This window comes from Nonomuraea sp. NPDC000554, from assembly GCF_040300065.1.
In the GTDB taxonomy this organism is placed as follows: Bacteria; Actinomycetota; Actinomycetes; order Streptosporangiales; family Streptosporangiaceae; genus Nonomuraea.
The window spans coordinates 167,303-184,050 of record NZ_JBEPDC010000018.1 but is presented as its reverse complement, the minus strand read 5'-3'; the positions used below and the strand labels follow the sequence as shown (position 1 = coordinate 184,050).

The following is a 16,748-nucleotide window of genomic DNA, read 5'->3' as shown; positions in this document are numbered from 1 at the left end:
CCCGCCGTACCGGGTCGCCTAGCATGTCGGGGATGAGGCTGATCGGCACGCTGCTCGTCGCACTCGCCGTGGCCGTGGCGGGGTGCGCGTCCGACGGTGCCGGGGAGGTGGCCACAACGAAGAGCGGCCGGCCCACGGCGTCCACGTCCGAAGGCGAGACGCCCACGCCGGGGCCGGTCGTCACGCCCACAGCCGACGGCTCGGGCTGGCGGTACGTCTACGTCAGCGAGCAGCCCGACTCCGAACTGCTGGACGCCGCCGCCGCCGGGCCGAGGGAGGCGTGGGCTGTCGGAACCGCGTCCGGGAAGGTCCTGCTGCTGCGCTACGACGGCTCCAACTGGCGGCAGGTCGAGCCGCCGGCGGGTCTGGGCGCGGTGCCGGCGGGGTCCCAGGTGCGCGTGGCCGCCTCGGCGCCCGACAACGTCTGGCTGCTCGCGCCGAAGCGCGTGACCGGTGACCAGGTCGACAGCATGGCGGCGTTCCGCTGGGACGGGTCACGCTGGCAGGAGGTCGGGGCCGAGCTCGACACCGGGGACGTCGCCGACTTCGCGGTGCTCGGCCCCGGCGACGCCTGGACCGTCCACGGCGTCGGGCAGCCGTACGCCAGGCACTGGGACGGTCAGGCCTGGCGCAAGGTACGGCTCCCGGCCGACGCGCAGTCGCTCAGCGGCACCGGCCCCGGTGATCTGTGGGCCGTGGGCGCCCGCCACGAGGGGCCGGCGATCACGAACGACGAGATGTCCCAGCCCGCCGCGATGCACTGGGACGGCCAGACCTGGCGGCTGGTGCCGACGCCGACGTACGCGTTCGCCGAGCCGAAACCGCCGGAAGGGAGCGCCGGCCTGGACGCGGTGGCCGCCCTGTCCGGCGACAACGTGTGGGCCGTCGGCGAGCACACCTTCAACCACGGCGAGGCGGACGACGAGCCGGACGACCCGCCGCCGATCCTCCTGCACTGGGACGGCCGCCAGTGGACCAAGCGCTCGGCCCCCGAGTCCCGGTACTGCTGTCCGAAGCTGGCCGGGGACGGCTCCGGCGGCGTCCTGCTCGCGGCGGGAGGCCCCTGGTTCCAGGACACCTGGCGCCTGGACGCCGCCGGTCGGCGGACTCACCTGCCGCGTCTGCCGGCCGTACCGGAGCTGAAGCGCTCGCAGTTCTTCGGCCTGGAGGCGCTGGCCGACGTACCGCGCACCGGCACGGTCTGGGCCGTCGGCCGGCTCGAGGCCGACGGCGGCTTCTGGCGCCGCGCGGTCATCGCCCAGTACCACTAGTGGGCCTGGACGACGAGCGGCCCCTCGCTCGCCTGGACGAGGACGAACCCCTGCCCCTGGAAGGGGAACTGCATGGCCCCTTTCCGGCTGACGTGCTCGACACGGTGGTGACGAACGGCCAACGCTCCAGGTTCCCTACGTGCCGGTGTCGGGCCTGCTCCTGCGGTAGTCGCCGGGAGTGGTGCCGTACCACTGGCGGAAGGCCAGGTGGAAGCCGACGGGCGAGCGGTAGCCGACGCGTTCGGAGATCCGGCCGTGCGGCAGCGCCGTCTCGGCGAGCAGCCGGGCGGCCTCCTGCATCCTGCGCGCGGTCAGGTGCCGCATGGGCGCCTCGCCGACCAGCTCGCGGAAGGTCGCGGCGAACGCCGAGCGTGACAGCCCGGCCTCGGCGGCCAGCGTCTCCACCGTCCACGGCTCGGCGAACCTGGTGTGGACGGCGAGCAGCGCCTGGCTGATCGCCGGATGGCGGAGGGCGCGCAGCACCGGCTCGTCCGCGGCGAGGTTGCCGAGCGCGGCGCGCAGGGCGAGCACGAAGGTCAGCTCGAACGCGCGCAGGGCGACGAGCTGGGCGCCGGGCTCGGCCGTGTCCCATTCGCCGGCGAGCCGGGCGAGGGTGTCGGCGAGCAGCGGCTGACCGCTCATCATGGCGCTGTCGAGGACGAGCACCCGGGGCAGCGCCCGGTACAGCGGGGCGGCGGCCGCGGCGTCATAGTGCAGGCCGCCGCAGAGCATGGTCGTCTCCGGGCCCGGCCCGTCGATCCACACGGTGCGCACGGCTCCGGGGGTCCGCTGCGGCAGCAGGTGGGCCAGCGGCACGGTCGGCCTGCCGGGGGCGTCAGCCAGGTGATGCGCGCTCCCGCGCGGGAAGACGGCCAGGTCGCCGGCGCGCAGCTGGATCGGCCTGGTTTCGGGGAGTTCGACGGTGCACGTGCCTTTCTGCACGTAGTGGAGGATCGCGCAGTCGTCCCGATCGCCTGCCACGCCCCACGGGGCGCGCGCCGACCAGCGGCTGTAGAAGACGCCGTGCAGGCGGAGCGGGGCGAGCAGCTCGCTGAGCAGGTCGCCGTCCATGGACGATCCTTAAAGTTCTGGGGAGCTGGGTTTATGGAGAGTATCGCAGCGGCTGGACAGACTGTCGCCCATGACATTTCTCGTGATCGGCGCGACAGGCGCCCAGGGCGGCGCGGTCGCCCGCGAACTCGTGGCATCGGGGCAGCGCGTACGCGGGCTGGCCCGCTCGGACCGGATGCCCGACGGCGTCCAGCCCTTCGTCGGCGACCTGGGCGACGCGGCTCTGGTCAAGGCGGCGTTCACCGGGGTGAGCCGCGCGTCGGTACTGCTGCCGATGGTGTACGAGCCGGAGCTGGTGGCCGCCTACGTGCGCAACGTGATCGACGCCGCGCTGGCCGCCGGGGTGGAGCGGCTGGTGTTCAACACGGGCAACCGGACTCCCTCGGAGGCCACGGGCGTCGCGGCGTTCGAGACGCGGCGGGCCGCGGTGGCGTCCCTGCTGGAGTCCGGGGTGCCCACGGTGGTGCTACGCCCGCCGGTCTACCTCGACAACCTGCTCGCGCCGTGGGTGGCGGGCCCGCTGGCGCACGAGGGCGTGCTGCGCTATCCGCTGCCGGCGGGGCTGCCCGTGGCCTGGCTCAGCCACGCCGACCTGGCCACCATCACGGTCGCCGCGCTCACCCGTGACGGGCTGGACGGCGCCGTCCTGGACGTGGGCGGCCCCGACACGGTGACCGGCACCGAGCTGGCGGCGGCGTTCGGGCCGGGGGTGCGCTACGCGGAGCAGGACGTGGACGAGTTCGAGCACGCCCTGGCCCGCGCCCTGGGCGAGCCGACCGCCGCCGGGGTCGCCGCCACCTACCGCTGGCTCGCGACCACCGCGGGCGCCGTCGACCCCGTCGATCCGGACCTGGAGGAACGGCTGGGCGTCCGCCTGACACCGCTGCGCGAGTGGATCGCGGCCCAGCCGTGGCCATGGGCGTGACGCGTTCGCTCGTCGAGATCCGGGATGTGCGGGTGGTGGCGGACTCGCCGGAGCTGGTGGTCGCGACCTACACGGAGTGGCAGCACGAGAGGGGACGCCGGGCGACGGTGGTGCTCCGCCGCCAGGGGGACGGGCTGGGCTGGCTGCACCTGCACGAGACCTGGATGGTCAACAGTGACGACAACCTCGAGCAGGCGGGCGGCATCTAACGACGTAGTCCGTCGGAGATGCGGAGTGATGAGATGGCGTCGGCCCTGCTTCCTGGAGACCCTCCCCGGTTAGGGGATTTCTGGCTCGCCGGGCGGCTCGGGGCCGGAGGGCAGGGGGTGGTGTACGAGGCGTACGACCCCCAGGGCGTCCGGGTGGCCGTCAAGGTGCTGCACGGCGACGCGGCCGGCGACCCGGGCCTGCGGTCGCGGTTCGGCAAGGAGGCCGCCGCCGCCCAGCGGGTGGCCGCGTTCTGCACCGCCCGGGTGCTGGCGGCCGAGCTGGACGCGCCCAAGCCGTACATCGTCAGCGAGTACGTCGAGGGGCCGAGCCTGCGCGAGGCGGTCACCGGCGGGCGCCGCTTCACCGGCGACGACCTGCACCGCCTGGCCACGGCGGTGGCCACCGCGCTGGCCGCCATCCACGACGCCGGCGTCGTCCACCGCGACCTCAAACCCGACAACGTGCTGCTGGGCCCCGACGGTCCGCGCGTGATCGACTTCGGGGTGGCGCGGACCCTGGAGATGTCGCTGACCGCCACCGGCCAGGTGGCCGGCACCCCGACCTACATGGCTCCGGAGGTGTTCACCGGTCAGCGGGCCGGCGCGCCCGCCGACGTGTTCTCCTGGGGCGCGATCGTGCTCTACGCCGCCAACGGCGACGACCCCTTCCGGGCCGAGAGTCTGGGCGCGGTCATGCACCGGGTCCTGTCGGCCGACCCGGACCTCGCCCCGCTGCCGGGCTCGCTGCGTCCCCTGGTCTCGGCGGCTCTCGCGAAGGATCCGCTCGCCAGGCCCACCGCGCGCGAGCTGCTGCTCGGCCTGGTCAGCGGCGCGCAGGGCGGCCAGGCCGAGCTGCTCACCATCGGCAGCGCCGAAGCCGGGCTGCTCGGCCGGGGCGCCGCGGCCGACCCCGCGCTCGGCACGCTGGCCGAGGACGCCTACGGGTTCCTCAACCCGTCGGTGCGGGACCTGGTTCCCAACCTGTTCCTGCGCCTGGTGACGCTCACGGACGCGGGCGAGCTGGCCGTCCGTGCCGCGTCCCGCGCGGAGCTGGCCGGGACGCCGCAGGAGCGGGCCGCCTTCGACCGGATCCTGGACGTCTTCTCGTACCTGCTCACCGTCCGGGGCGACGACATCGCCCTGACCCGGCCGGCCCTGGTGCAGGCCTGGCCACGCCTGCGGTCCTGGGTCGGCGACGAGCGCGACGGCCTGCCCACCCACGACACGATCCGCTCGGCCGCGCGCCACTGGGACGCCCACGGACGCCGCGAAGGCGACGTCTTCCAGGGCAGCCGCCTGGAAACGGCGGTGCGCTGGGCCGCCACCGGACGCCGCCATCTCACTCTCAGCCGGCTCGAACGCGACTTCCTGGACGCCTGCGACACCGCCACCCGCCACCGGGTCAGGCGTCGCCGCCTCCTCACCGTCGCCCTGGCCGCCCTGCTCGTCCTCGCCCTGGCCGGCGGCGCGGTCTCGGTGTGGCAGAGCCGCGTGGTCTCCGAGCAGAGCCAGGTCGTCGCCGCGCAGCGGGACGAGGCGCTGGCGGGCAAGGTCGCGGCGCAGGCCGACACGATGCGCGCGTCCGACCCGGTGCGGGCGATGCTGCTCAGCGTCGCCGCCTGGCGGCTGGCCCCCGTCTCCGCGACGCGGGCGACGCTGGCGAACGCGTGGGCGCAGCGCGAGCGCGCGGCGTTCGCCGACCCGGATTCCGGCGGTGAGACCGTTCGGCAGATCACCGGGGACGGGCGCACCTTCGTCAGCGTGTCCCCGCAAGGGGTGCGGATCTACGACGTGCGCACCGGGAAGCGGATCGGCGGGTGGAACGACCTGAAGATCGGCGCGGACCGGTTCCTGGGAGCCGACCTCAGCCCCAGCGGCAGGCTGCTGGCTGTGGCCGCGGGCCATGCCATCACCGTCTGGGACACCAGGACCGGCAGGCAGACCGGAGCCAGATGGAGGATCAGCGAGCCGGGGTTCTTCAACGGTGTCGAGTTCCAGACCGGCGACCGGTACGTCTACGTGCAGGGGAGCCAGGGCGGCGGCCTGTGGGACACGCGAACCGACGCGACCGTCTCCACCAAGGCGGGCATGCTGGAGCCGTCCGTCACGCCGGCCAACGACCTGGTCGCGAACACCGACCTCGAAGGTCATTTCGAGTTGCGGAGGCTGCCGAGCGGGAAGCCGGCGGCGCGCTGGCACGACTCCGACACCTGCGTCAAGGACGCCCGGGCGGCGGCCATCAGCCCCGACGGTCACACGGTCGCGTGCGGCACCGAGTCGGACATCTCCCTCGTCGACCTGCGTACCGGGCGCTCACTCCAGCACCAGCCGTCCACCGGGTGGGACTCCAACGGCGGCCGGATCTGGTTCAGCCCCGACGGCCGCTACCTCGTGGCCGGCGGCGACGACGGTTTCGAGCTCATCCGCGTCTCCGACGGCAACACCCTGCTCGACTACCAGGGCGGGGTGCAGAACGTGGCCTTCGACGGCACGACCCTGCGCTACCTCGCCGACGAGACTGTGGTGAGTCTCGACATCTCCGACCTGGTCAACCCCGTGCGGCTGCCCGGCCGCGTCCCGGAGACCGCCGTATTCAGCCCCGACGGGCGGTTCCTGGCCACGCACCAGAAGGCCGAATCGCGGGAGCTGGTGCTCTGGGACGCCGCGCGGCGCCGCCCGATCGGCTCGCCGCTGCGGGTCAGTGCCGGGGACAGCGACATGAACCTCGCCTTCAGTGGCGACGGGCGACTGCTCGCGTCCGCCAGCAGCGTGGGAGTGTCACTGAGGATGTGGGACACCTCCCAGCCGTCGCGGGTGACCACGGCCCGGCTGCCGGGCATCTGGTCGGTGTCCTCGTTGGCCGTGAACGGGGACGGGACGCTCGTCGCGGTCTGCGCCAGCGACACCTACGACGACATCGAGGGCAAGAGCCGCAGCCGCGTGTTCATCTGGGACGTGCCGCACCACGCCTGGCTGCGTCCCGTCGAGACCGGAGACCTGTCGGAGGCCGTGTTCCGGCCGGGCAGCAGGATGATCCTCCCGGTGACCAAATCGGCGAACCACCTGATCGATCTCGCCACCGGACAGCCGGTGGGCCCCGGTTTCGGCGCGGGAGGCCTCTACGGCGGGCTGCGGACGATCGCCTTCAGCCCTGATGGAGCGACGCTCGCCACCGGCGACTTCCTGGGCAGGCTCGCGTTCTGGGACGTGCGCACCGGCGGCAGGCGCGGCCCGATGTTCCGGGCGCACAACAACGACGGCGTCGGGGTCGTCCAGATCGTCTTCTCCCCCAAGGGCGACGTGGCCGCGTCCGTCGGCGCGGGGGAGGTCCAGCTGTGGGATCCCGCCACGCCGCGCAAGCTCGGGCCGTCGATGTCGTCGGCGCAGGAGGACCTCGTGTCGGTCGCGTTCGGTTCCGGTGGCGCGGTGCTGCGCATTCTCGACGGCAAGGGGGTGCTGCGCGACATGTCCGTGGACCCCGGGCGGTCGGCCGCCACGATCTGCGCCCGCGCCGGGCGGACGCTGACGCGGGCCGAGTGGCAGCAGTACTTGCCCGGCGTCCCGTACCGGCAGATCTGCCCGTAACGCCCTGACCTCCGGCTATCGGCGGGCGAGGAGTCGCCGCGGAGGGTCCAGAAGGCGATCGCCATCAGCCCCGACGCCGGCCGCCTAGATAGGATACAGAGCTGTGTTGTATCGTAAATAGCGCACACCGGAGCGGTACCTGCCAGCGGCGGTACTCGGGGAAGAGGAGATCGGGATGACTGAGACCACGCCCGTCGAGGGGCTACGCCCCATGGAGCGCGCCGAGGGCTGCCCCTTCGACCCACCGGAGAGACTGGCAGCGCTCCGGGACGAGCAACCCCTCGTTCCGATGGCCTACCCCGACGACCACATCGGCTGGCTCGCGACCAGCCACGAGATGGTCCGCGCCGTCCTGGCCGACGATCGGCTCAGCCACCGCGCCGAGCTGAACCACAGCCCGGTGGCCATGACGACCGTGACCGACAAGCCGCAACCGGCACCACCGGGCTCCTTCACCGTCATGGACCCGCCCGAGCACACCCGCTACCGCCAGTTGCTCACCGGTCAGTTCACCGTCCGCCGGATGCGCCAGCTCACCGACAGGGTCCACGAGCTCGTCACCGAGCACCTGGACGCGATGGAGAAGCACGGCCCGCCGGTCGACCTGTGCGAGGCGCTGACGGTGCCCATCCCGGGCCTGATCATCTGCGAGCTGCTCGGGGTGGCGGCCGGCGAGCGGGTCGGGTTCCAGCGTGACCTCACCGTGCTGATGACCCTGAACGCGTCGCGGGAGGACAAGATCGCCGCCTCCGCCAGGCTGGGGCAGTTCCTGCGCGACCTGGTGCTGGCCAAGCGCGCCGAGCCCGCCGACGACCTGCTCAGCGGCCTGGTCGCCAACGACGACCTGACCGAGGAAGAGCTGATCAACATCTCCGGCATCGTGCTGGGCGCCGGATTCGACACCACCGCGAACATGCTCGCCATGAGCGCCTACGCGCTGATGAGCAACCCCGACCAGGTCGACATCCTGCTCTCCGAGCCGGAGAACACCGACAAGGCCGTCGAGGAGTTGCTGCGCTACCTGAGCGTCACCGGCGGCACGATGCGGACCGCGCTGGAGGACATCGAGCTCGGCGGGCAGCCGATCAAGGCCGGCCAGACGATCACCGTGTCGCTCCCGACGGCCAACCGCGACCCGAAGCGCTTCCCCGACAACCCCGACTCGCTCGACCTGCACCGGTCGGCCACCGGGCACCTGGCCTTCGGCCACGGCATCCACCAGTGCCTGGGCCAGCAGCTGGCCCGCGTCGAGATACGGGTCACCATCCCCGAGCTGTTCAGGCGCTTCCCGACGCTGCGTCTGGCCGTCACGCCCGAAGAGGTGCCCATGCGCACCGACATGATGATCTACGGCGCGCACCGCCTGCCGGTGACCTGGGACACGGTGTAGCAACTGCCGCTCCTGCTCACCTCGACCTGAACGACGGCGTAAGGAAGCCGTACCGGGTGAGACATCACCTTTGTACTCTCACGAAGGGAGACATCCCATGGCAGCCAAGATCTGCCTCATCACCGGCGCCTCATCCGGAATCGGCAACGCCACCGCCCTGGAGCTCATGCGCGCCGGCCACACGGTGTACGGCGCCGCACGGCGCATGGCCAAGATGGACGCCCTCCGCGGGGCCGGCGGCCACGTCCTCCCGATGGACGTCACGAACGAGGCCGACCTCGAACGGGTCGTCCACACGGTGCTCGACGAGCAGGGCAGGATCGACGTGCTCGTGAACAACGCCGGGATCGGCGTCTACGGCGCCGCCGAGGACGTGCCGATGGAGCAGGCGCGCAACCAGTTCGAGGTCAACGTCTTCGGGCCCGCCCGGCTGATCCAGCTGGTCCTGCCGCACATGCGCCGGCAGGGGTCGGGCACGATCGTCAACGTCTCGTCCATCGCCGGCGAGATCGCCCTGCCGCTCGGCGCCTGGTACTACGCCTCGAAGCACGCGCTGGAGGCGTACTCGGACACGCTGCGGCAGGAGGTCAAGCGGTTCGGCGTCAACGTCGTGATCATCCAGCCGGGCATCGTCAAGACCGAGTTCGACTCCGGGACAACCCAGGGACTGCGGGAGAACTCCGGCAAGGGGGCGTACCGGGACGTCGCCGAGGCGATGGCGAGGAAGGCCGAGACGGCGATGGGCGGGGGCAGCAAGGCGTCCGACCCCCGCGTGGTCGCCCAGGCCATCAGGAAGGCCGTCGAGTCGGTCTCGCCGAAGCCTCGCTACCCCGTGGGGTACATGGCCGGAACGCTGCTCCGGCTCAACAAGCTCCTGCCCGACCGCGCCTTCGACAGCCTGGTGTCCAGGCCGCCCAAGTAGCGGGGCGCCCGCCCACCGGGTCCGAAACATCCGCGCGCCCACCGCCTGACCCCGGGCGCGCGTCCCTCACCCGCGCGCCGCCGCCCGAGGCTGCGCGTCCCTCACCCGCGCGCCGCCTGTGCCGGCGCACCCGTCCCACTTGCGTGGTGCGCCCGTTCGGCGTGCCGCCCGAAAGGATCGCCATCCCATGAGAGTGACCGTCGACCAGGAGAAGTGCGTCGGTGGAGGCCAGTGCGTCCTCGTCGCGCCCGACGTGTTCGACCAGCGCGACGAGGACGGCATCGTGGTCCTCCTCGACCCGGACCCCGCCGCCGACCTGCACGAGGCCGTCGCGGAGGCCGCCCTGGTCTGCCCCGCCGCGGCCATCCTCCTGGAGCAGGAGCAGTGAAGGGCCCCGCGGACGTGCTCGTCGTCGGCGCCTCGGTCGGCGGCCTGACCGTGGCCGAGGCGCTGCGCGGCAGGGGGTACACCGGCCGGATCCGGCTGGTCGGCGAGGAGCCGCACCCGCCCTACGACCGGCCGCCCCTGTCGAAGGAGGTCCTGGCCGGAATCTGGCCCCCGGAGCGCGCCTTCCTCCCCGACCGGGCCAGACTCGACGCGTTCATCCCCGGCCACCGCGCGGTGCGGCTCGACACGGAGGCCCGCACCGTGCAGCTCGACGACGGGCGGACGCTCTCCTACGACGCGCTCGTCATCGCCACCGGGCTGACCCCGCGACGGCTGGCGTTCCAGGGCGAGCCGGCCGGCGTGCACACCCTGCGCACCCTCGACGACGCCCTCGCCCTGCGCGCGGCGCTGAAGCGGGAGGCGCGGGTCGCGGTCATCGGGGCCGGCGTGCTCGGCTGCGAGATCGCCGCCACCGCCCGCCTCCTCGGCGCGCGCGTCACCCTCGTGGACCCCGTCCCGGTGGCCATGGCCCGGCTGATCGGCGACGAACTCGGTGCCCTGGTGGCCGCGCTGCACCAGAGGCACGGAGTCGACGTCCGCACCGGCGTCGGCGTCGCCGGGCTGAGCGAGGACGCCGGGCACGTCACAGCCGTCGAACTGACCGACGGCGAGCGCGTCGCCGCCGACCTGGTGGTGGTGGCCATCGGATCCGTCCCGGCCACCGGCTGGCTGACCGGCAGCGGCCTGACCCTCAACGACGGCGTCGAGTGCGACTCCCACTGCCGGGCCGCCCCGGGCGTCCACGCCGTCGGCGACGTGGCCCGCTGGTACCACCGGACCCTCGGCAGAACCATCCGGCTGGAGAACCGCACCAACGCCACCCAGCAAGCCGTCGCCGTGGCCGACGACATCCTGGGCCACGGCTCGCCGTACGTCCCGATCCCCTACTTCTGGACCGACCAGTACGACGTCAAGCTGCAGGTCCACGGCGTCATCCCGCCAGGCGCGCGCATCCGCCCGCTCGACGGCGAGCCCGGCGCCGGCCGCTTCACCGCCCTGGCCGAAGTGGACGGCATCCCCACCGCCGCCATCGGCTGGAACCACCCGCGCGGTGTCAGGACGGCCCGCCAGCACGTCTCCGACGCCCTCCGTACGGCGTCCGCAGCGGGCGTCACCGGGGTCTAACCTGCGGATAGTTACAATACGGGCGTGTACTTAATCGCGGTCACCGCGACGAGTCCCTGATGCCGAGCCGACAGAGTGTGGGAGCCACCGCCATGACCAGCACCACACCGCGCGCCCCCGGCCGGCCACGCAGCCAGGAACTCGACGCGGCCATCCTCGGCGCCGCGCTCGAGCTGCTGATCGAGTACGGCGCCGGCCAGACCAGCATCGAGCAGGTCGCGCAGCGCGCGGGCGTCACCCGGGCCACCGTCTACCGGAGGTTCGCCGACAAGACGGCCCTGCTGGTCCACGCGATCGAGTCGGTGCACAGCGACCACGCCCCCGGCGCGCTCTTCTGGCCCGACGTCGACCGGATGCTGGACGACTGGGCCGAGTACCTGAGCCATCCGAGGAGCCGGCGCATGCTCCGCCGCCTCTACGCCACCGTGGACGACTATCCCGAGCTGCTCCAGGCGTACCGGAACGCCAACGGGGGGCGGCGCGCGGCGGCGGTGCGCGACACGCTGACGCGGGCCAGGGCCGACGGCCGGCTCCCGGAGTCGGTCGACGTGGAGGTGCTCCAGCAGATCCTCAACGGCGCGATACTCCACCATCTCGGCACCTACCCCGACAGCGACGGCGTCCGCGAGATCAGGACCTACCTCGCGGGAGTGCTCCAGCACCTCGGCTACCGCCCCTGACCCGAGCCCGACGCCAGCCAGAGGGCCACGAGGACGTACGGCACGACCAGCAGCGCGAAGCTGACGCCGTGCGAGACGAACGACGAGGTCAGCCCGTACACCGCGTAGACGAGCAGGCCCACCACGTTCGTGCCCAGGCCCGCCACCGAGGTCACGGTGGCCCGGCTGGAGCCGGTGATCCGGTCCTGCAGCCTCGCGTCGACCACCACCTCGGCCATGTGGAAGGCCCCGAAGGCCACCGCGACGAGCAGGAACCCGGCCGGATGCCCGGTGAGCGCCCCGCCCGCCATGGCCGTCGCCGCCGCCGCGATCACCGCGGCCAGCCCGCGGACCGGCAGGCGCTGGGCGCGTCCCGCCAGCAGGCCGCCGGCCGTGGCCCCCACCCACACCAGCAGGATCAGCAACGGGACGGTGGACGCGGACACGCCCGCTTCCAACCCCAGAAACGGGACGTACTCCTCCAGAGCCCCCCACACCGCCGTCACCACGGGAACCAGCAGCAGGGCCTTCAGGACGCGCCGATCACCGCGCGCCTCCGCGAGCCCGGCCTTCAGAGTGGCCAGGTAGCCGTCGCCGGCCTCGGGTTCGACGCCGGAGCGGTGCTCGCGGAACGCCAGGGCCATCGCGGCGCAGACGAGGCCGACCACCACGCTGGCGGCGCCCACGACGGGATAGCCGCCGACCGCGAACACCGGCACGGCCAGGCCGATCGCCGCCGCGTCGGCGCACAGCCCGACGGAACGGGCCCTGCCCATGACGGTCGCGTACCGGCCGGACTCCCCGAGGCGCTCCAGTTCCTCGTACACGAGCGCTTCGAGGGACCCGGACACGAGGGCCTCCTTCGCCCCCCAAAGGACAAACCCCAGCGCGAACGCCCAATAGGACGGAAACAGAGTCCAGAGCCCGAACCCCGCCGCGCCGAGCAGCGGCCCCAGGCACAGCAGCAGCCGCCGGGAGAAGGCGTCGGCCCAGGCCCCGGAGGGCACCTCCAGCACCATGCCGGTGACGGACCAGATGACGAACAACGACGACGTTTCTGCGACCGACAGCCCTGCATCGGTGAACAACAACGTGTACACCGGATAGAGCAAGACGAACTCGCTCAGGAACAGGTAGCCGTAGAGCGTGCCCACCAGCTTGCGGGAAGCACGCGGCGGAGAAGAGATCATGAGGCCTTCCAGGGGAAACGATCAGGGACTCCGGGTGCGCTCGCACCCTGGAGGCCCGCGTTGCCCGCGTCGGCCTCTGGCCGTGGATCAATGTCGCCAGGTCATGTGGCAGATTTTAGCGCAGCACGCCCGGCCTGACCCGATTCGAGCAGGACGACATCCAGAGAGGCGGGGCGGTGCGAGGTAGCGCAGATGGACACCCGGGGCTGCTGATGGCCGTGGCCGCGCCGGTCGCGGGGCTGGGGCTGGCGGTCGTGACGAAGATCGTGGCGGCCGACCCTCCGGGCTGGCTCGACAACTGGGCGGGCGGCCTCCTCCAGGTGGTCGCCATGCTGGCCGCGCTGGCGCTCGCCCTGTTCACCGGCCTGTACTTCCACCAAGTGATCATCTTCCTGGGGTCGTCGATCGCGCTCAGCATCGCCCTGTTCGCCGCCACGGACGCCGTCGACGCGTGGGTGCTCACCGAGCGCGGGCAGACGACGCCGTGCACGATCGTCCGCGTCGACATGCGGCAGGAGACCCACACGACCACCAACGCCGACGGCACGACGAGCACGACCACCTCCACCTCCTACGACCACACGCTGACCTGCGCGCAGCGGCAGGTCACCGCCATGACCACCGACTCCCCGGCGGGGAAGGCGGGCGAGCGGATCGCGGTCGCCTTCGACCCGCAAGGGCGGATCAACCCCAAGCCCGCCGACAGCGCCTACGACTTCACCGGCGCGCTCTGGAGATGCTGCGTGGGGGCCGTGGTGGGCATCGGGCTGCGGGTGTTCTACGTCGCCCGGCGGACGCGCCGCCTGCGTGGGGCCAACCGGCCCGGTTGAGGGTCAGTCGCCCGGGTCTTCGGCCAGGCACGCCTCGAACACGGCGGTCAGGCGCCGCACGTCCGCGGGGGTGGCCTCCATCGGGCCGATGAGGCGGCGCATCAGGCCGACGCCCAGGAACACGGCCGTCGCCATCCGGGCGCGGGCCGCCACGTCGGGCCCGTCGAGCTGCTCTGACAGCCTCGCCACCACGGTGCTGTGCAGGCGCTCGCGCACCAGCGCCCGGATCTCCGGGTCGCCCGCCGAACGTTCGACGGAGCGCAGGATCGGACTCTCCGGGTCGGCGTGCATGCGGGCCGCCGCGTACTCGGCGAGCCTGCGCACCAGCCCTTCCGGGTCGCCGTCGATCACCTGGAGGACGGTGGGCTCACCTTCCAGGACGGCGCCGAACAGCCCGGCCTTCGAGCCGAAATAGCGCCCCACCAGGGCGATGTTGGCGTCGGCCGCCGCCGCGATCTGCCGGACCGTCACCTGCTCGTAGCCGTGCTCGGCGAACAGGGCGCGGGCCGCCGACAGCAGGCGCTGCCGGGTGGCTTCACGGTCGCGCGGGCGCGCGTCCTTCACCGGGGCTTCCATGTCTCGCATGGTACTCAGCGAGACCCACTTGCCGCGCGGCTAGTAAACAGGCGTATACTCGTCCGAGATAGACGCGTATGAAAGGGATGTGGTGTCTTGGTAGCCCAGACACAGGCCGCACCCCCCACGAAGCGGACCTACACCCACCGCGAAATCCTCGAGGTCATGTCCGGGCTGATGCTCGCCATGCTGACCTCGATGATCTCGACCTCCGTGGTGGGAACTGCGCTGCCGACGATCGTGGGAGAACTCGGCGGTCAGGACCAGTACTCCTGGGTGGCCTCGGCCACTATGTTGACCATGACGGTGTCGACACCGTTGTGGGGCAAGCTCTCCGACGTCTTCGGCCGGAAGCTGCTCTTCCAGACCGCCCTCGGGCTGTTCGTCGCCGCCTCGCTCGTCGCCGGCCTCTCGCAGGACATGGGGCAGCTCATCGCGGCGCGCGCCGTGCAGGGTCTGGGCGTCGGCGGCCTGTCGGCCCTCGCCCAGGTGATCCTCGGCGACATCGTCTCCCCCAGGGAGCGGGGCCGCTACTCCGGATACATGGGCGCGGTCTTCGGCATCTCCACCGTAGCCGGGCCGCTGCTCGGCGGCTTCATCGTCGACACCGACTGGCTCGGCTGGCGCTGGTGCTTCTACGTGGTCGTGCCGTTCGCGGTGATCTCGTTCGTGGTGATCCAGAAGGTGCTGAAGCTGCCCAAGGTCAAGCGCAGCACCTCGATCGACATCTGGGGCGCGACGACCATCACGGCCAGCGCGAGCGCCCTGATGCTGCTGCTGACGCTGGGCGGCACGGAGTTCGAGTGGAACTCCTTCTGGACGTACGCGCTGGGCGCGCTCACCCTGCTCATGCTGGCCCTGGCCGTGCTCGCGGAGCGCACCGCGCGCAACCCGATCCTGCCGCCCCGGCTGTTCAGGAACCGCACGTTCGTGCTCACCGGCCTCGCCTCGCTCTTCGTCGGCATGGCGATGTTCGGCGCGATGATCTACCTGCCGCAGTACCTGCAGATCGTCAAGGGGCTGAGCCCGACCCTGTCGGGACTCATGACCCTGCCGATGGTGGTCGCGCTGTTCCTGGCGGGCGTGATCTCCGGGAAGATCGTCACGAACACCGGCAAGTGGAAGATCTTCCCCGTCGCGGGCCTGCTGATCGTGGCCGTCGGGCTGTTCCTGCTGTCGCGGCTGCACGTCGACTCCAGCGAGTGGCTCATCGGGTTCGACGTAGCCGTGCTGGGCGTCGGGCTCGGCCTGTGCATGCAGATGCTGATCCTCGCCGCGCAGAACGGGTCCGAACTGCGCGACATGGCGTCCACCACGTCCGGCGTCTCCTTCTTCCGGTCGCTGGGCGGCGCCGTCGGCGTGGCCGCGTTCGGCGCGATCCTCACCAACCGCCTCAAGGACGAGATGGCCTCGATGATGGCGGCCGCGCACATCGCGCTGCCCGGCGGCTCGTCCCCCAAGCTGGGCAGCCCCGACGCGATCCAGCATCTCCCCGCGCCCATCAAGCACATCGTGCTCGAGTCCTTCACCCGGGGACTGGAGACGGTCTTCCTGGTCGGCGTGCCGATCGCGCTGCTCGGATTCGTCGCGACGCTGTTCCTCAAGGAGCTTCCGCTGCGCGGGTCCGCGCCCGCCCCGGCCGACTCGAAGCCGCTCAGCAAGGACGACGTCGTCCTGGCCGGGCTGCTGCTCGAACTCATCGCGCAACGCGTCGAGCGGGCCAACGGCCAGCCGTCCGCGCTGCTCACCGCGGTCGCCAGGATGGCCCCGCCGGACGACCGGTCCGAGCGGGAGCGAGCCAGGTCGGTCGCGAGGACCGTGCTGCGTCCCACCTCGCGGGCCCTGATCGCCCAGGCCACACCAGCACAGAAAGACCTCGTAACAGGAGGAGTCTCCCGATGATTCGCAAGTTCGTGGGCACCGTCGCGGCCGCGCTCGCGCTGATAGCCGGGCTGTGGCTGATGATCGCCCCGTTCGCCCTGGGCACCCAGCCCGAGAACGCCGACTGGACGGACCCCACCCTCTCCGAGTTCTTCACCGGGCTCGGCGTCGCCGTCGTCGGCCTCGTCGGCGTGGCCGCCTTCGTCGCCGCCATCCACGAAGAACTCGTCACGCGGGGCCTCGTCACCGTCCGGGAGCGCCGTCCCGAGCCGGAGCCCGAGCCCGCTCCCGCCGCGCCGCAGGTGTCGTCCGCCGAGCTGGCCGGCCTGCTCGCCCCGCTCGTCGAGGCGCTGCGCGAGGACCTGAACAACAACCCCAGCCGGACAGGCGAGCACCGCCAGAACGGCCTCGTGCGAGTGGAGGAGAACCGTTGAAGGCCAAGCTGGGCGTCTCAGCCCTCGTCCTGCTGTTCCTCGGCGGCCTGTGGCTGGTCGCGGCGCCGTTCGCGGTCGGCTACCAGCCCCGCGGCGCGGCGTACGCCGACGCGACCGTCAACGACCTGTGGGTCGGCGGCGGGCTCGCCGCCGTCTCGTTCGCGGCACTCGTGGCCTACGCGGCCGACGCGCTTCGTGAGCTCGCCGGTCGCGGTAAGCACTCCGACAGCTGA

The 16,748-nt window shown here is 72.3% G+C and carries 17 protein-coding genes; 13 read left to right on the top strand and 4 right to left on the bottom strand.

Going from position 1 to position 16,748, the window contains the following annotated elements; all coding sequences use genetic code 11:
• Nucleotides 1–32: 32 nt before the first annotated feature.
• Nucleotides 33–1,271 (top strand): beta propeller repeat protein, encoded by a 1,239-nt coding sequence (locus ABT294_RS31050; RefSeq protein ID WP_350809846.1) that lies wholly within the window; start codon nucleotides 33–35, stop codon nucleotides 1,269–1,271.
• Here ABT294_RS31050 and ABT294_RS31045 read toward each other — a convergent pair.
• Both ABT294_RS31045 and ABT294_RS31040 read right to left on the bottom strand, forming a co-directional pair.
• A complete protein-coding gene (locus ABT294_RS31045) occupies nucleotides 1,268–1,393 on the bottom strand; it encodes a hypothetical protein (protein WP_350809845.1) in 126 nt (41 codons plus the stop codon). The genes ABT294_RS31050 and ABT294_RS31045 overlap by 4 nt on opposite strands.
• A gap of 13 nt (nucleotides 1,394–1,406) precedes the next feature.
• A complete protein-coding gene (locus ABT294_RS31040) occupies nucleotides 1,407–2,342 on the bottom strand; it encodes an AraC family transcriptional regulator (protein WP_350809844.1) in 936 nt (311 codons plus the stop codon).
• Nucleotides 2,343–2,412: 70 nt separating this feature from the next.
• On the opposite strand from ABT294_RS31040, the gene ABT294_RS31035 reads away from it, so the two are divergent.
• From ABT294_RS31035 to ABT294_RS31000, 8 genes are all read left to right on the top strand, one after another.
• Nucleotides 2,413–3,267, top strand: coding sequence for an SDR family oxidoreductase (locus tag ABT294_RS31035; protein ID WP_350809843.1), 855 nt, complete (start codon nucleotides 2,413–2,415; stop codon nucleotides 3,265–3,267).
• Nucleotides 3,264–3,476, top strand: a complete 213-nt coding sequence (locus ABT294_RS31030; protein WP_350809842.1) for a hypothetical protein — start codon at nucleotides 3,264–3,266, stop codon at nucleotides 3,474–3,476. Before ABT294_RS31035 ends, ABT294_RS31030 begins: the two co-directional genes overlap by 4 nt.
• 18 nt (nucleotides 3,477–3,494) lie before the next feature.
• Nucleotides 3,495–7,061, top strand: coding sequence for a protein kinase domain-containing protein (locus ABT294_RS31025; RefSeq protein WP_350809841.1), 3,567 nt, complete (start codon nucleotides 3,495–3,497; stop codon nucleotides 7,059–7,061).
• Between the two features lie 175 nt (nucleotides 7,062–7,236).
• On the top strand, nucleotides 7,237–8,451 hold the full coding sequence (locus tag ABT294_RS31020; protein WP_350809840.1) for a cytochrome P450: 1,215 nt from the start codon (nucleotides 7,237–7,239) through the stop codon (nucleotides 8,449–8,451).
• A gap of 97 nt (nucleotides 8,452–8,548) precedes the next feature.
• Nucleotides 8,549–9,373, top strand: a complete 825-nt coding sequence (locus tag ABT294_RS31015) for an oxidoreductase (protein WP_350809839.1) — start codon at nucleotides 8,549–8,551, stop codon at nucleotides 9,371–9,373.
• A gap of 187 nt (nucleotides 9,374–9,560) precedes the next feature.
• Complete coding sequence (locus tag ABT294_RS31010) at nucleotides 9,561–9,761, top strand: ferredoxin (protein WP_350809838.1); 201 nt, start codon at nucleotides 9,561–9,563, stop codon at nucleotides 9,759–9,761.
• Nucleotides 9,758–10,945 (top strand): NAD(P)/FAD-dependent oxidoreductase, encoded by a 1,188-nt coding sequence (locus ABT294_RS31005; RefSeq protein ID WP_350809837.1) that lies wholly within the window; start codon nucleotides 9,758–9,760, stop codon nucleotides 10,943–10,945. Before ABT294_RS31010 ends, ABT294_RS31005 begins: the two co-directional genes overlap by 4 nt.
• Before the next feature lie 92 nt (nucleotides 10,946–11,037).
• Nucleotides 11,038–11,625, top strand: a complete 588-nt coding sequence (locus ABT294_RS31000; RefSeq protein ID WP_350809836.1) for a TetR/AcrR family transcriptional regulator — start codon at nucleotides 11,038–11,040, stop codon at nucleotides 11,623–11,625.
• Here the strand turns inward: ABT294_RS31000 and ABT294_RS30995 are convergent.
• Nucleotides 11,613–12,794 carry an MFS transporter gene (locus ABT294_RS30995; protein WP_350809835.1) on the bottom strand — a complete coding sequence of 394 codons (1,182 nt, stop codon included), beginning with the start codon at nucleotides 12,792–12,794 and terminating at the stop codon, nucleotides 11,613–11,615. The two genes, ABT294_RS31000 and ABT294_RS30995, sit on opposite strands and share 13 nt — an antisense overlap.
• A gap of 176 nt (nucleotides 12,795–12,970) precedes the next feature.
• Here ABT294_RS30995 and ABT294_RS30990 point away from each other — a divergent pair, with 176 nt between their 5' ends.
• A complete protein-coding gene (locus tag ABT294_RS30990) occupies nucleotides 12,971–13,624 on the top strand; it encodes a hypothetical protein (RefSeq protein WP_350809834.1) in 654 nt (217 codons plus the stop codon).
• A gap of 3 nt (nucleotides 13,625–13,627) precedes the next feature.
• Here the strand turns inward: ABT294_RS30990 and ABT294_RS30985 are convergent, their stop codons facing one another.
• Complete coding sequence (locus tag ABT294_RS30985; protein WP_350809833.1) at nucleotides 13,628–14,200, bottom strand: TetR/AcrR family transcriptional regulator; 573 nt, start codon at nucleotides 14,198–14,200, stop codon at nucleotides 13,628–13,630.
• 96 nt (nucleotides 14,201–14,296) lie between these two features.
• Between ABT294_RS30985 and ABT294_RS30980 the strand changes: the two genes are divergently transcribed.
• From ABT294_RS30980 to ABT294_RS30970, 3 genes are read left to right on the top strand one after another with little or no spacing between them, the layout of a single operon-like run.
• Nucleotides 14,297–16,102, top strand: coding sequence for an MDR family MFS transporter (locus ABT294_RS30980; protein ID WP_350809832.1), 1,806 nt, complete (start codon nucleotides 14,297–14,299; stop codon nucleotides 16,100–16,102).
• The gene (locus ABT294_RS30975; protein ID WP_350809831.1) at nucleotides 16,099–16,515 is read left to right on the top strand and encodes a hypothetical protein; all 417 of its coding nucleotides are present in this window, start codon (nucleotides 16,099–16,101) and stop codon (nucleotides 16,513–16,515) included. Before ABT294_RS30980 ends, ABT294_RS30975 begins: the two co-directional genes overlap by 4 nt.
• Nucleotides 16,512–16,748, top strand: coding sequence for a hypothetical protein (locus tag ABT294_RS30970; protein WP_350809830.1), 237 nt, complete (start codon nucleotides 16,512–16,514; stop codon nucleotides 16,746–16,748). The genes ABT294_RS30975 and ABT294_RS30970 overlap by 4 nt, the downstream gene beginning before the upstream one ends.

What these genes read in the sequence shown, in the direction of transcription:
- ABT294_RS31050 (WP_350809846.1), top strand. Translation starts at nt 33, where the DNA reads ATGAGGCTGATCGGCACGCTGCTCGTCGCACTCGCCGTGGCCGTGGCG.
- ABT294_RS31040 (WP_350809844.1), bottom strand. Translation starts at nt 2,342, where the DNA reads ATGGACGGCGACCTGCTCAGCGAGCTGCTCGCCCCGCTCCGCCTGCAC.
- ABT294_RS31035 (WP_350809843.1), top strand. Translation starts at nt 2,413, where the DNA reads ATGACATTTCTCGTGATCGGCGCGACAGGCGCCCAGGGCGGCGCGGTC.
- ABT294_RS31025 (WP_350809841.1), top strand. Translation starts at nt 3,495, where the DNA reads ATGCGGAGTGATGAGATGGCGTCGGCCCTGCTTCCTGGAGACCCTCCC.
- ABT294_RS31020 (WP_350809840.1), top strand. Translation starts at nt 7,237, where the DNA reads ATGACTGAGACCACGCCCGTCGAGGGGCTACGCCCCATGGAGCGCGCC.
- ABT294_RS31015 (WP_350809839.1), top strand. Translation starts at nt 8,549, where the DNA reads ATGGCAGCCAAGATCTGCCTCATCACCGGCGCCTCATCCGGAATCGGC.
- ABT294_RS31010 (WP_350809838.1), top strand. Translation starts at nt 9,561, where the DNA reads ATGAGAGTGACCGTCGACCAGGAGAAGTGCGTCGGTGGAGGCCAGTGC.
- ABT294_RS31000 (WP_350809836.1), top strand. Translation starts at nt 11,038, where the DNA reads ATGACCAGCACCACACCGCGCGCCCCCGGCCGGCCACGCAGCCAGGAA.
- ABT294_RS30995 (WP_350809835.1), bottom strand. Translation starts at nt 12,794, where the DNA reads ATGATCTCTTCTCCGCCGCGTGCTTCCCGCAAGCTGGTGGGCACGCTC.
- ABT294_RS30985 (WP_350809833.1), bottom strand. Translation starts at nt 14,200, where the DNA reads ATGGAAGCCCCGGTGAAGGACGCGCGCCCGCGCGACCGTGAAGCCACC.
- ABT294_RS30975 (WP_350809831.1), top strand. Translation starts at nt 16,099, where the DNA reads ATGATTCGCAAGTTCGTGGGCACCGTCGCGGCCGCGCTCGCGCTGATA.